13 protein-coding genes are annotated in these 12598 nt (G+C 60.1%); 5 read left to right on the top strand and 8 right to left on the bottom strand.

The window, feature by feature from the left end; genetic code table 11:
- Positions 1-134: 134 nt before the first annotated feature.
- The 4 genes from I8E17_RS08800 to I8E17_RS08785 all read left to right on the top strand — a co-directional run bounded on the left by I8E17_RS08800 (position 135) and on the right by I8E17_RS08785 (position 4145).
- Positions 135-1103: an aliphatic sulfonate ABC transporter substrate-binding protein gene (locus I8E17_RS08800; RefSeq protein WP_069613210.1), complete on the top strand. Its 969-nt coding sequence runs from the start codon at positions 135-137 to the stop codon at positions 1101-1103.
- Positions 1104-1297: 194 nt separating this feature from the next.
- Complete coding sequence (ssuD, locus tag I8E17_RS08795) at positions 1298-2473, top strand: FMNH2-dependent alkanesulfonate monooxygenase (protein ID WP_069613096.1); 1176 nt, start codon at positions 1298-1300, stop codon at positions 2471-2473.
- Positions 2474-2497: 24 nt separating this feature from the next.
- Positions 2498-3334, top strand: a complete 837-nt coding sequence (gene ssuC / locus I8E17_RS08790; RefSeq protein ID WP_069613095.1) for an aliphatic sulfonate ABC transporter permease SsuC — start codon at positions 2498-2500, stop codon at positions 3332-3334.
- A 10-nt stretch (positions 3335-3344) separates the two neighbouring features.
- Positions 3345-4145 carry an ATP-binding cassette domain-containing protein gene (locus I8E17_RS08785; protein WP_069613094.1) on the top strand — a complete coding sequence of 267 codons (801 nt, stop codon included), beginning with the start codon at positions 3345-3347 and terminating at the stop codon, positions 4143-4145.
- Here the strand turns inward: I8E17_RS08785 and I8E17_RS08780 are convergent.
- The 8 genes from I8E17_RS08780 to I8E17_RS08745 all read right to left on the bottom strand — a co-directional run bounded on the left by I8E17_RS08780 (position 4142) and on the right by I8E17_RS08745 (position 9686).
- A complete protein-coding gene (locus tag I8E17_RS08780; RefSeq protein ID WP_069613093.1) occupies positions 4142-4618 on the bottom strand; it encodes an SRPBCC family protein in 477 nt (158 codons plus the stop codon). The two genes, I8E17_RS08785 and I8E17_RS08780, sit on opposite strands and share 4 nt — an antisense overlap.
- Positions 4615-4959 carry a metalloregulator ArsR/SmtB family transcription factor gene (locus I8E17_RS08775; protein WP_069613092.1) on the bottom strand — a complete coding sequence of 115 codons (345 nt, stop codon included), beginning with the start codon at positions 4957-4959 and terminating at the stop codon, positions 4615-4617. The genes I8E17_RS08780 and I8E17_RS08775 overlap by 4 nt, the downstream gene beginning before the upstream one ends.
- Positions 4952-5644 carry a glutathione S-transferase family protein gene (locus tag I8E17_RS08770; protein ID WP_069613091.1) on the bottom strand — a complete coding sequence of 231 codons (693 nt, stop codon included), beginning with the start codon at positions 5642-5644 and terminating at the stop codon, positions 4952-4954. The genes I8E17_RS08775 and I8E17_RS08770 overlap by 8 nt, the downstream gene beginning before the upstream one ends.
- A 115-nt stretch (positions 5645-5759) precedes the next feature.
- Positions 5760-6584, bottom strand: coding sequence for a methyltransferase domain-containing protein (locus I8E17_RS08765; RefSeq protein WP_069613090.1), 825 nt, complete (start codon positions 6582-6584; stop codon positions 5760-5762).
- A 111-nt stretch (positions 6585-6695) separates the two neighbouring features.
- On the bottom strand, positions 6696-6962 hold the full coding sequence (locus tag I8E17_RS08760; protein ID WP_069613089.1) for an aspartate-semialdehyde dehydrogenase: 267 nt from the start codon (positions 6960-6962) through the stop codon (positions 6696-6698).
- A 183-nt stretch (positions 6963-7145) separates the two neighbouring features.
- On the bottom strand, positions 7146-7976 hold the full coding sequence (locus tag I8E17_RS08755) for an ABC transporter permease (protein WP_069613088.1): 831 nt from the start codon (positions 7974-7976) through the stop codon (positions 7146-7148).
- Complete coding sequence (locus I8E17_RS08750; protein WP_069613087.1) at positions 7973-8785, bottom strand: ABC transporter permease; 813 nt, start codon at positions 8783-8785, stop codon at positions 7973-7975. The genes I8E17_RS08755 and I8E17_RS08750 overlap by 4 nt, the downstream gene beginning before the upstream one ends.
- 118 nt (positions 8786-8903) lie before the next feature.
- On the bottom strand, positions 8904-9686 hold the full coding sequence (locus I8E17_RS08745) for a lysine/arginine/ornithine ABC transporter substrate-binding protein (RefSeq protein ID WP_069613086.1): 783 nt from the start codon (positions 9684-9686) through the stop codon (positions 8904-8906).
- Between the two features lie 357 nt (positions 9687-10043).
- On the opposite strand from I8E17_RS08745, the gene I8E17_RS08740 reads away from it, so the two are divergent.
- A complete protein-coding gene (locus I8E17_RS08740) occupies positions 10044-12560 on the top strand; it encodes an OmpA family protein (RefSeq protein ID WP_069613085.1) in 2517 nt (838 codons plus the stop codon).
- Positions 12561-12598: the final 38 nt, after the last annotated feature.

Here is a 12598-nt window from a genome sequence, read left to right as displayed (position 1 = left end):
GAATTTAATTTCGCTCTCGTTGCGAATTTTCATAATTTCCTTTGTCGATATAATCTATGGATTTGCGATCTTAAGCCATCGACAACGAGCCGATGGCCGCGGAAGCGCCGAGGCCTCATGAAAAGGAATCTTCGATGATTTCGCGCAGACAGACACTCGGCCTTCTCGGTGTGACGGCGGCAGCTTTCGCTTTACCTTCCGTTCGACAGTCACGTGCGGCCGCAGCCACGACACTTCGGATCGGCTGGCAGAAGAACAGCGTATTGGCATTAGCGAAGCGCGAAGGGGCGCTGGAAAAGCGGCTTTCCGATCGCGGCATATCCGTGGAATGGTCGGAATTCACATCCGGTCCGCCGCTACTTGAAGCTCTCGGCGCCGGTGCTCTCGATTTCGGTGCCACGGGCGATGTGCCGCCGCTGTTTGCGCAGGCTGCCAATGGCAATCTGCTCTACGTCGGCATTTACACCGGCAGCCCCGAAAGCTCCGCCATTCTCGTGCGCAAGGATTCGCCGATCCAGACGCTTGCCGATCTCAAGGGAAAGAAGGTTGCCTTCAAGCGCGGCTCCAGCGCCCACAACGTCGCCGTTAAGGCGCTTCGCAAAGGTGGGCTTGGTATCAACGATGTCCAGCCGCTCGATCTTGCGCCGCCTGATGCGTCCGCTGCGTTCAAGACGGGCGCGATCGACGCCTGGTCGATCTGGGATCCCTATCTCGCCATTGCGGAGGCCGATCCGGATACGCGCATCCTCGCGACCGCGCGAGGCATCGTCGATTCCTTCAGCTATTTCCTGGCGAACGGCGATTTCACCAAGGATAATCCGCAGGTGATTATCGACGTCATCGACGAACTGGCCAAGGTGGGGGCGGCGGCGCAATCGGATCTGGACAACACCGTTAAGGCTATGTCCGAAATCACTGGCGTGCCGGCCGAGGTGACGCGGGTGGTGCTGACGCGTCCGGGTGCGAATCTTGGCGGCGTCTCGACCATTACAGATGCGGCGATCGCCTATCAGCAGGGGCTGGCTGACGAGTTCTACAATCTTGGCATCGTTCCCAAGAAGCTCAACATCACGGACATCGTCTGGCGGCCGAGGGCGAGCTGAGGCTGACAAGATCCGCAGATATCGCCCGCGCCCGAAACACTACGGGCGGGGGCTTTATCAGGAAAAATATTTCGCCAGATACAGGCGATTAGAAAATCCACATTGTCGATATAATATCTGGTCTATGCCACTATCCGGATCGAACATCGGGAAGTGGCTCCCGACCACGCGCATCCAGAAAGCAGGAAAGCTTCATGACCGCGACCGCAAAACCCATCGATTTCCTCTGGTTCATTCCGACCTCCGGTGACGGCACCTATCTGGGCACGGCCGATCTCAATCGCGGGCCGGAGATCGGCTATCTTCAGCAGATCGCGCAGGCGGTCGACCGGCTGGGCTATACGGGCGTGCTTTTGCCGACCGGTGTTTCCTGCGAAGAATCTTTCGTCACCGCGGCAGCTCTTTCGGCACATACTCAGAAGCTGAAGTTCCTGGTGGCAATCCGCCCGGGTACGGCGTCGCCGGCTTATTATGCGCGCCTTGCATCGACGCTCGATCGTGTCTCGAATGGCCGTGTGCTGCTCAACATCGTCGTCGGCGGCAGCCCGGCAGAGCTGGCCGGTGACGGCATTCATCTGGAACACGATGAGCGCTACGCCCATGCCGATGAATTCTTCCATGTCTGGGAAGAGCTTCTGGAGACGGGATCGTCCACTTTCGAGGGCAAGTATATCAAGGCCACCAATGCAAGGCTCGGCCTACCGCCGGTGCAGGCGCCGCGCCCGCCGCTCTATTTCGGTGGTTCTTCCGATGCCGGCATCGAATTTTCGGTCGGTCGCGTCGACAAGTATCTGACCTGGGGCGAGCCGCCGGCACAGGTGGCCGAGAAAATTGCAAAGGTGCGGGCGGCCGCTGCCAAACGGGGGCGCGAAGTCAGCTTCGGCATTCGCCTTCACTTCATCGTTCGCGAGACGGACGAAGAGGCATGGGCTGCGGCCGACAAGCTGATTTCCAAGCTCGACGACGAGACGATCCGCGAAGCTCAGGAGCAATTCGTCAACCAGTCCGATTCCGTTGGCCAGAAGCGCATGGCCGCGCTGCACGGCGGCCGCCGCGACAGGCTCGAAGTGTCGCCCAACCTATGGGCCGGCGTAGGGCTGGTTCGTGCCGGTGCGGGTACGGCGCTTGTCGGCTCGCCGAAGACGGTTGCCGCGAGGCTGCGGGAATATCAGGAGCTCGGTATCGAAACCGTGATCGGTTCCGGCTATCCGCATCTGGAGGAAGCCTATCGTGTTGCAGAGCTTCTCTTCCCTGAACTGGGGTTGAAGCGTGACGAGCAGCGTGCCGGGTTCCGCAATGAATTCGGCGCCAAGCAGATTTTCGCCGGCGGCAGTCATGGCGGCAATCTCAAGGTCGTTTCCGGCTCGTAACGCCAGTTCAAAAGGGAGATTCCCATGTCGGCATTCGACACGTCCTTCGTCCGCGTGGCTTCGGAACGGCGCACGCGCCAGGCCAGGGTCGCGCGGCAAGGCATCTCGTTCCAGAGATTTCTGCCTTTCCTGCTGCCCATCGTCGTCATCGCGGCATGGCAGCTGGGCTCGTCGCTTGGATGGATCTCCACCCGTATCATGCCGTCGCCGGCGGCAGTCGTGATCGCCTTCTGGCAGACCACGATCTCCGGGCAGCTGCCGAACAATATCCTCGTCAGCGCCGGCCGCGCCTTCGCCGGCCTGCTGGTCGGCGGCTCGATCGGCTTCCTGCTCGGTATCGCCAATGGCGTCTCGCGGCTGTCTGAACAGCTGACGGATACGACGCTGCAGATGCTGCGCACCATTCCGCACCTTGCCATGGTGCCGCTCGTCATTCTCTGGTTCGGGATCGGCGAAGAATCCAAGCTCTTCCTGACGGCGCTCGGTGTGCTGTTCCCGATCTACCTCAATACCTATCACGGCGTACGCAATGTCGATCGCGGGCTGATCGAGATGGGCCGGGTCTATGGCATGAGCAGCTGGACGCTGTTCCGGAAGGTCATCTTTCCCGGCGCGCTTCCGTCCATTCTCGTCGGCTTGCGCTTTGCCCTCGGCATCATGTGGCTGACGCTGATTGTGGCTGAATCGATCGCGGCATCATCGGGCATCGGCTATATGGCCAACAATGCCCGCGAGTTCGGCATGACCGATGTCGTGGTGCTGACGCTGGTCATCTACGCCATCCTCGGCAAGCTCGCCGATGTCGTCGCCCGGGCGATCGAGCGCAGGGCATTACGCTGGAACCCGGCCTATCAGAATTGAGGAACCTGTCATGAGCAGCATCGCGATAGATCGCCCACGGGCAGAGGCCGCAAATATCACGCCACAGGTTGCGGGCGCCGCTGCCATCCATATCAAGGGCCTGGAGAAGAGTTTCGGCAACAACCGCGTCCTGCGCGGCATCGATCTCGATATTCCCGCCGGCCAGTTCGTCGCCGTTATCGGCAAGAGCGGCTGCGGCAAGAGCACGCTGCTGCGTATTCTGATGGGACTGGAAGAGCCGAGTGCGGGCCATTTGCGTTTTGAGGCAGCCGACCGCAGCGACGCGCAACCGAATACGCGCATCGTGTTTCAGGAGCCGCGGCTGCTGCCTTGGCTTTCTGTCGCCGACAATGTTGCGGTAGGCCTGGGCGAGGGCGTCCCGCAGGATATTTCGCGCAAGGAAACGGCCGCCGTTCTTTCCGAGGTGCAGCTGGCCGAAAAGGCCGGCGAATGGCCGTCCAGCCTTTCCGGCGGACAGAAGCAGCGTGTGGCGCTGGCCCGTGCGCTTGTCAGCAAGCCCGGTATCCTCGCGCTCGATGAGCCGCTCGGTGCGCTGGATGCTTTGACCCGCATCAGCATGCAGGAACTGCTGAACCGCGTCTGGCGTGAACTCGGCTTCACGGCCGTGCTCGTGACTCACGATGTCAGCGAAGCCGTGCATCTGGCCGATCGGGTTGTGGTGCTGGACGAGGGCAGGATCGTGCTCGATCTTGCCATTCCCTATCCGCATCCGCGCCGCCATGGCAATCCGGCGTTGGCAGAGCTCGAAGGGCAGCTGCTGGCCGCGATCCTTGGTGACGCACGCGGTTAATTCGGTTTGCTATCGTTCCCCTCGACGTAGAGCCTGAGATTGTCGAAGCCGATTTCCGTGCCCATGAGACGAGAACCATTGTCGCTGTAGCCGTCGAGGAAAACGACCTGCTCGACGAAGGTCATTTTCGTGCCGCCGGGTTCCGGGGCAAAATTGACCGTTGCGAGCGACACGGAAATCCTGACGTCATCGAGCATCATGTCAAAGGCATAGATGAAGCGCTCGTTCTGGACGACGTCGATATAGCGCGCCTGATAGGCATGCACGACGCCGTCCGTGGAGGCGGTACGGTTGCTTTCGCTGCCGCCGGTGCGGAAATCGAGCTGGAAATCCAGCTGCTTCCATTCGCCGTGACAGGCAAACCATTGCTGCTTCTGTTCGGGGATTGCCCAGGCATTGAAGACCTTCGAAAGAGGGGCTTTAAAATGACGCTCTATGGTGATCGTCGTATGGTCTGTCGATCTTATGCTCATTCGTCCGTCGTCTCCGTCGATGTATCAGCGAGAAAGAGGTCGAGCCGGTCGAAGGTCCTGTTCCAGGACGCCTTGCGTTCGGCAATCCAGCGTTCGACGGCTGCCAGCGCCTCCTTGCGCAGGTGATAGGTGCGCACCCGACCGGTCTTTTCAGATAGTACCAGTCCGCTCGTTTCCAGCACCTGCAGGTGTTTCATCACCGTCGGCAGCGCCATGTCGAGAGGCTGTGCCAGTTCCGTGACCGAGGCCGGTCCACGTCCGAGCCTGTCGATCATGCCGCGCCGGCTCTGGTCGGACAGGGCTTGGAACATCCGGTCGAGCGCCTGTGTTTCCTCAAGCATTCGGCTTTTCCGGCCGGAACTGCGCCGGCAGCTTGTCACTATAAGGATACATATGGAAATAAGGCATTGCTTCCTGCAGCACGCGGGCGAAGGACGGGCGCTCGATAAGACGTTGATAATATGCTCTCAGCCGACCATGCTCTTTGGTAAAGGGGACGAGGGTTTCAGCGTAGAACAGGGCTGGCGCGGCGGCGCAATCCGCCATGGTCACATTGTCTCCGGTGATCCAGGTTTTTCCGTCCAACTGCTTTTCGATCATGCCGTAGGCGGTGCGCAGTAAGATCTCGGCGCCGGCGACGCTTTGCGGGCTGCGATTCTCGTCTGTGCGGCGGACGTCCGCGACGATCGCTTGCATCGGCTCCTGCACATAGAGATCGAAGAAGCGATCCCAGAGCCTGACGCACAGGGCATCCGAAAGTTCGGTCGGCAACAGCTGCGTTGCGCCGGGATAATGCCGGTCGAGATATTCGATGATGATACTGGTCTCCGGAACGGTGCTGTCGAGTGCTTCATCGCGCAGGACTGGAAACTTGGCGAGAGGCCAGAGGCGGACGAGCGAGGCGCGCGATTCCGCATTGCCGAGATCGATGATGCGGCTTTCGAAGGGTGTTCCGTTCTCATAAAGCGCCATCAAGACCTTGTGGCAGAACGAGGCGAGCGGATGCTGATAGAGAATAAGAGACATGCGACAACCTTCCGAACTTATACTTATCTGAATGGCTAAGTATCAGGTTGCTGGTCGTCGCGCAAGGAAATAGTTATCCAAATGGATAACTATTTCCTGCGTGATGTATTTCGCTTCAATCGGCGAGACGCCGGGCGATGACCAGATGACCCGGCGTCGGCTGGCCATCTTCCATGCGGACGTTGATGTCGGTGATTTCGACGAGTTCGAAACCCGTCGCAGCCAGCCTTTCGCGTACATAGACTTCCGAATGGGCGAAGCGCTGATGCGGGCCGACCATATAGGGACGTCCGGCCATGGTCTCCTCACGAAGGGTTTCCGAAGAAAAGATAAAGAGCCCGCCGGGCGTCATGTTCTCCGCCGCACCGAAGAAAAGAGGCTCCAACGCGCCGAGATAGGGCAGGACATCCGTCGCGGTGATGAGATCGAAGGCGTCCTCATCGTTATCGTCAAGGAAATCCTCGACCTCAGCGACGAAGAGCGTTTCGTAGATGTCCTTCTCATGGGCGACTTCGACCATGTTCTCGGAAATGTCGATACCGGTGATATCCTCGACGATATCGCGCAGAGTGCCGCCCGTCAGCCCTGTGCCGCAGCCGAGATCGAGCATGCGCTTGAAGGGGCCGAGGCCGAGGGCTTGCAGGCGCTGGCGCACAAGAACCGGGACGTGGTAGCCGAGCTGCTCCACCAGCACATCCTCGAAAACCTCGGCATGCTGATCGAAGAGCGTCTCGACATAGGCATCAGGCGCCTTGACCGGCGTTTCGCCGCGTCCCATCGAGGCGATGCGCACGGCTGCGCCACCATGGTCTTCCGGGTCGAGGGCCAGCACCTTCTCATAGGCCTGAACCGCAGCGTCGATATCGCCGGCCTTTTCCAGCGCCAATGCCCGGTTATAGGCTTCCGCCAACGCGTCTTCGTCGATCTTCTTCTTTGCCATGAGTGACAGCCCTTCCATTCGTCACGCAGGCATTAAGGCGCTTGATCGGCTTTTGCAATGCTTGCCGTATCGCCCAATCGGCGCAGTCTTGACGCCGAAGGCCCGACGTGGCTAGTGCAGGATGAATTCGCCCTTCACGGCCCGCCATTCGGTTGCTGAAATCAGCTTGCGATGGACATAGCGCACGGAATGCAGCGGGCCATCCAGCGTTTCCTGCCAGAATTTCAGGAAGCCGCGCATTTCCGGGAAGTTCGGGGCGAGATCATAATCCTGCCAGATATAGGTCTGCAGGAATTGCGGATGATCGGGCAGGCGGTAGAAGATCTGCGCCGTGGTCAACCCATAACCCTGCAACTGCTTTTGCATGTCGTCGTGCATGAGCTTTCTCTTTCCGTTCCCATTTTTTCGTGACTCATGGTCACTCAAATATGGAAACAGCAGATGGTAAACTCAAGCTTTACAAAAATGTCATGGGCCAAATTTATTCACAGAAATCAATATGTTAGCAGCATATATATGGGAGTGCTGCCAAGGTTGCGCCCGGGCGCAGCCTTGGCGAGATCAGCGCTTGAGATGCCGCGTCAGCCGGCCTTCCATCCGTGCCCAGCCGTTCCGCATGAGTTCGACGATGACGAGATAGAAAATCGCTGCCCAGAGATAGATCTGGTAATCGTAGGTGCGTGAGAAGGCATAGCGGGTCTCGCCCATCAGGTCGTAGACGGTGATGATGGAGACGGTGGCCGAGCTCTTGATCAGCAGGATGATCTCATTGCCGTAAGGGCGGAGCGCCACGATGAGCGCCTGGGGAATGATAATCTTGCGGAAGGCGATCCACGTATGGATACCAAGCGCGCTGGCCGCTTCCCGCTGGCCCTTTGGTACGCTCTGAATGGCACCCCGGACGATTTCCGTCTGATAGGCGGCCGTGTTCAACGTCATGGCGAAAACGCCGCAATAGAACGGATCCTTGAAGAACCACCAAAGGCCGATATCCTCGAGCAACCAGCGGAAGCTCGGGAAACCGTAATAGACCATGAAAATCTGGGCCAGCAGCGGCGTGCCGCGAAACAGATAGACATAGCAGTAGGTCAGCGTGCTTAGAAATTTATTGCTCGACATACGGGCGAAAGCGAGCGGTATCGAGAGGATCGCGCCGAGAATGAAGGATGTGGCGACCAGTTTGATCGTGATGCCCAGGCCATGCAGAAGCCTGGGGCCATAGGTTTCGAGCTTGTCGACGTCCCAGCCGAAGACGATCATCGCCAGCAGCGAAATACCGAGAACGGCCCAGAGGGTCAGAAAGAAATAACCGGCAATGCGCGCCTTGGACAATTTCCTGACCGTCTCCGGCGGGGCCGGTCGCGCTGCGATCAGAACTTCGGCATGGCTCATCGATGGACCTCCGCACGTTTAGCCCATCGATCGAGATAGAAGAGGCCGACGGAAGAGATGACGGCCAGTGTCAGATAAAACAGGCAGGCGATGGAATAGAAGGTGAAGGGTGCCTTGGTGGCACGAACGGCAATCCCCGTCTGCCTGATGATGTCGGCAAGGCCGATGATGGATACGTAGGACGTATCCTTCAGCAGGTTCATCCAGAGGTTCCCGAGATTTGGCAAGGAAATACGTACGAGTTGCGGCACAATGATAAGCCGCATGGTTCGCGCCCGATGAAACCCAAGGGCATCGCCCGCCTCATACTGACCTTTGGGAATGGCTTTGAAGGCAGAGAGGAGGACTTCCGAGCAATAGGCGGAAAAGACGATCGCCAGTGCTACCATGCCGGCCGCGAATGCATTGATCTCGACGGGGCCATTGTAGCCGAACTTGGCAAGCAGCGATTGCAGAAGGATCTGCATGCCGTAGTAGATGATGAAGAGCGTCAACAGTTCCGGCAGGCCGCGGAAAATCGTCGTGAAGACACCTGCCGCAAGCCGTAGCGGCCTTTCCTCCGATTGCTGCGCGAGCGCGACGAAGAAACCGATGATGACCCCAAGTGGCAGCGTCAGAGCCGAGACTGCTATGGTTATCTTCAATCCGCCAGCCAGTTCATCACCCCAGCCCGTATCGCCGCAAGCGAGCATGGTATCCGGGCGGAACATGCTGAACACTGTGAACAGTCCCGCAGGACCGCACAATGGGTCAAAAATCGTACTCAACCAGGTCCATAAGGAACCAAGGGCGGAAAACAATCCGCTCATGCTGTATTTCCCCTAGCGGCTTTTGCCGCGTTTCTGCTTATATTCGTCTCGTTGTCAAACAAAAACGGCGGAAGAGCAAGCTTCCGCCGTCGTCTTTTCCCAGGGAACAGACGGGCGATCAATCGCCGTAGACGTCGAAATCGAAATACTTGTCCTGGATTTTCTTATAGGTGCCGTCAGCGCGGATCGCAGTGATCGCGGCGTTCAGCTTGTCCTTGAGAGCCGTATCGCCCTTTCGGATGGCGATGCCCGCGCCGGCACCGTTGATGACCGGGTCGCTTTTCAGCGTGCCGAGCATCTTGCAGCAGTTGCCTGCATCCGATTTCACCCATTCCGACAGCACGACCACGTCGTCGATGGCTGCATCGATACGGCCATTGCTGAGATCGAGCTTGTATTCGTCAGCCGACGGATAGAGCTTGAGCTCGGCATCCTTCAGGTGGGCGGAGGCGTAGTTGGCATGGGTCGTGGAGGACTGCGCGCCGATCGTCTTGCCCTTCAGGGCTTCGTCGGTCGGTTCCTTGAGAGCGGAGTCCTTCGGAACGGCGATTGCCGGCGGCGTGTTGTAAATCTTGTTGGTGAAGTCGACGATCTTCTCGCGCTCGGGCGTGATCGACATGGACGAGATGATTGCGTCGAACTTCTTGGCCTGCAGGGCTGGAATGATGCCGTCGAAATCCTGGTTCACGAAGGTGCACTTGACCTTCATGTGATCGCAAAGCGCATTGGTTATATCGATGTCGAAGCCGGTGAACTTGCCGCCGGCATCAAGCGATTCGAAAGGCGGGTAGGTCGCGTCCGTGCCGAAGACGATCGTGTCGCCGTCGGCAAGCGCCGCGCCGGCGGCAAGCGACATCGCGGCGAAGGACGCGGCGGCAAGAAGACGAGTGGAGATGCGCATATTGACCCTCTCTGTTGGTGGCCGGCAGCCCATTATTGTTTTTGGCAGACGGCTCGAGTGGAGCGGGCCGGTGGCCCGCCTTGCGGCGATATTCGTACTTTTTTTCTGGAAAATGCAACTGGAATTACGAAGGCAACCTGCCTTTGCGCAATGCAAGCCCGCCACAGGGAAATCTGAACGAAACCCATCCGCTGCGTTCAGCCAGGGTTAATTGCGGCAACCTAATAGTGCGGGAACATATAGCGGCTTGCCGCGATTCAGCCTCACGAGAACCGAAAATTGGCCGGGATATTGAGGCAATCGCCTTGCCGCTGAGATTCGCAATTTGGCGGACAAAGATCATAAGAGGAGACCCCTATGGGAAAGCGATCCAGACTATTTGCCAGCGCCGCGTTTCCGCTGCTTTCGCTATCGCTCGCCTTCGAGCCGGCAGCAGCGGCGGCACTTCGTGAACAGCCCATCGCACCGCTGAACAATGGCATAGGTGATGTGGCCGCGATGGCCCCCGATGCCAGTTTCGAGGTGGCGCAGCAGGAAGCGCCGGCAGCTCAGCCCGATGAGGAGCAGCTCAAACACAAGAAGCCTGCCGAAGGCGGAGAGGGTCAGAAGCATCAGGGTGGCGGCGAACAGCAGCACCAGATGAAGCAGGCCGAGCCTGAGGGCGAGCCGCAGCCGAAGGCGCCGAAGCAGCAGCAGCCGGAAGCCCAGCCGCCGAAGGCCCAACATCAGCAGCCTGCGGAGCAGGAGCAGCCGAAGCCGCAGAAGCAGCAGCCGGCCGCAGAGGCTCCGCCCGAGCCGAAGAGGCAGCGCCAGCAGCCGGCTGAAGAGCAGCCTCAGGCACAGCCCGAAGCCAAACCGCAGCCCAAGGCCGTCGCTCCGCAGGCAGAGCCAGAAGCCCCGCAGCCGAAGCCGAAGGCCAAGCAGCCTGTGGAGCAAGAGCAACCGAAGCCACAAAAGCAGCAGCCGGCCGAAGCACCTCAGCCGAAGATAGAGCAGCAGCCTGCTACGGAAGCACAGCCGGAAGCCCAGCCGCCGAAGGCCAAGCCTGGTGCGAAGGCACAGCAGCCGGCGCCGGCGGAGAAGCAGGCGCCCGCCGCCAACGAACAGCCGAATCAGGAGGCTCAGCCTGGAAAGCAGGCGCAACCCGAACAGAACGCCCATCCCAAGCCGCAAGGTCAGAACGAGGCTCCGGCAAAGCAGCCCACTGAGCAACAGCCGGCACCGGCCGGTGAGCCTGCCCAGGGACATAAGGCACAGCCGGGAACGCAGGCTCAGCCCCAGACGCAGGCGCAGCCTGAGGCTCAGCCCGGGACACCAGCGACACCTGGCGCCCAGCAGGGGCAGAAGCAGGGTGGTGACAAGACCCACGGCAAGCAGCCGCAGAACCAGCAGCAGGGCGAGCAGCCCGCCGCCAATCCGCAGCAGCCGGCCCAGCAGGGCACGCCGCAAGGACAGCCCGCCCAGGCTGGCAACCCGGCGGCGCCGCAGCCCGGCAAGCAGCAGCCCGCCAATGGCGCCGCGACGCCGGCCCCAGGTAGTGCAACGGCTCCCGCCGCAAACGGCAATGGTCAGCAGGCTGGCGAAATCCAGGTGCCTCCGGCCGAGCAGGTCTCGCCGCAGGAACTGGAGCGCCGCAAGAAGATCGCGGAGAACCCAGCCTCTGCCAATGGTCCCGTCATCCTGCCGGTCGAAAACGGAAGCGCGGTTCTGGACAGCCAGAAGGATGCGGTTCGTCGAGGCGAGCATCGGAACAACGGACAGAACCCCGCTGCTCCGGGCGCCCAGGGTGGTGGTGGACAGGCGGGTCAGGCTCAGCAGAGCGGGCAGGCTCAGAATGCTCCGGCCCAGCAGCCGCCACCGGCCTACACCAAGCCGCCGACCTCAGACGCCGAGGCGCAGCGCGCGGCAGCCGGCGCCCAGCCGCAGCAGCCGGTCAAGATGGAAGCGGTGACCAGCGAGCAGGGCCGCCGCATCGATCGCCGGCCGGACTTTGTCCCGCCGCAGGGAACGACGGTCCAGACCATCATCAATCAGGACAACCGGACCATCGTGAATGTCGACAACACCTATGTCGTTCGTCACGACGACAGTGAGCGCTTCATCCGAGGTGGCGAGCGGCCGATCTACGAACAATTGCCGCGCGACCGCTATCGTGAAACGATCGATCAGCCCGATGGCGATCGCGTGGTGACGATCCGCAACCGCTACGGCGACATCATCCAGCGCTCGCGCATCGACGCCAGCGGCCGCGAATATGTGCTGTTCTATTCGCCGGAGCTGGAAGATCGTCCAGACAATGACGACTACTTCCGCGATCCGGGCGATAGCCTGCCGCCGATGCGACTGCTCATTCCGCTGAGTCAGTACATCATCGACACGGCATCGAACCGCAACGCCGACTATTACGACTTCCTGCGTGAGCCACCGGTCGAGCCGGTCGAGCGCATCTATTCGGTGAATGAAGTCCGCTATTCGGCTCGTATCCGCGACAAGATCCGCCGCATCGACCTCGATACGATCACCTTCGCAACAGGCAGCGCCGAGATTCCGATGTCGCAGGCGAGCACCCTTCGCGGTGTCGCCGATGGCATGTTGAAGATCATCAAGCGCGATCCGACAGAAACCTTCCTGATCGAGGGCCATACGGATGCGGTGGGTTCGGCTCAGAGCAATCTGATCCTGTCGGACCAACGCGCCGAATCGGTCGCCAACGTACTGACGGATGTCTACGGCATTCCTGCCGAAAACCTGGTCACCCAAGGCTATGGCGAGCAATATCTCAAGGTGAATACGCTCGGCCCGTCGCAGGAAAACCGCCGTGTCACCATTCGCCGTATCACGCCGCTGGTGCGTCCGGTCGCATCGAACCGGTAAGGATCAGCTTACAGCTTGATAGTAAGGGCCGCCGGGAA

The organism is Rhizobium sp. AB2/73 (assembly GCF_020871915.1).
GTDB classification, from domain to species: Bacteria; Pseudomonadota; Alphaproteobacteria; order Rhizobiales; family Rhizobiaceae; genus Rhizobium; species Rhizobium dioscoreae.
The sequence above is the reverse complement of the archived record's forward strand: the minus strand, read 5'-3'. Positions and strand labels throughout refer to the sequence as shown.

Excerpts from the sequence above, each read along its gene's own strand:
- I8E17_RS08750 (WP_069613087.1), bottom strand. The coding sequence starts at position 8,785 with ATGAGCGGATTGTTTTCCGCCCTTGGTTCCTTATGGACCTGGTTGAGT.
- I8E17_RS08760 (WP_069613089.1), bottom strand. The coding sequence starts at position 6,962 with ATGCACGACGACATGCAAAAGCAGTTGCAGGGTTATGGGTTGACCACG.
- I8E17_RS08740 (WP_069613085.1), top strand. The coding sequence starts at position 10,044 with ATGGGAAAGCGATCCAGACTATTTGCCAGCGCCGCGTTTCCGCTGCTT.
- ssuD (WP_069613096.1), top strand. The coding sequence starts at position 1,298 with ATGACCGCGACCGCAAAACCCATCGATTTCCTCTGGTTCATTCCGACC.
- I8E17_RS08775 (WP_069613092.1), bottom strand. The coding sequence starts at position 4,959 with ATGCTTGAGGAAACACAGGCGCTCGACCGGATGTTCCAAGCCCTGTCC.
- I8E17_RS08755 (WP_069613088.1), bottom strand. The coding sequence starts at position 7,976 with ATGAGCCATGCCGAAGTTCTGATCGCAGCGCGACCGGCCCCGCCGGAG.
- I8E17_RS08770 (WP_069613091.1), bottom strand. The coding sequence starts at position 5,644 with ATGTCTCTTATTCTCTATCAGCATCCGCTCGCCTCGTTCTGCCACAAG.
- I8E17_RS08780 (WP_069613093.1), bottom strand. The coding sequence starts at position 4,618 with ATGAGCATAAGATCGACAGACCATACGACGATCACCATAGAGCGTCAT.
- I8E17_RS08800 (WP_069613210.1), top strand. The coding sequence starts at position 135 with ATGATTTCGCGCAGACAGACACTCGGCCTTCTCGGTGTGACGGCGGCA.
- I8E17_RS08745 (WP_069613086.1), bottom strand. The coding sequence starts at position 9,686 with ATGCGCATCTCCACTCGTCTTCTTGCCGCCGCGTCCTTCGCCGCGATG.
- I8E17_RS08765 (WP_069613090.1), bottom strand. The coding sequence starts at position 6,584 with ATGGCAAAGAAGAAGATCGACGAAGACGCGTTGGCGGAAGCCTATAAC.
- ssuC (WP_069613095.1), top strand. The coding sequence starts at position 2,498 with ATGTCGGCATTCGACACGTCCTTCGTCCGCGTGGCTTCGGAACGGCGC.
- I8E17_RS08785 (WP_069613094.1), top strand. The coding sequence starts at position 3,345 with ATGAGCAGCATCGCGATAGATCGCCCACGGGCAGAGGCCGCAAATATC.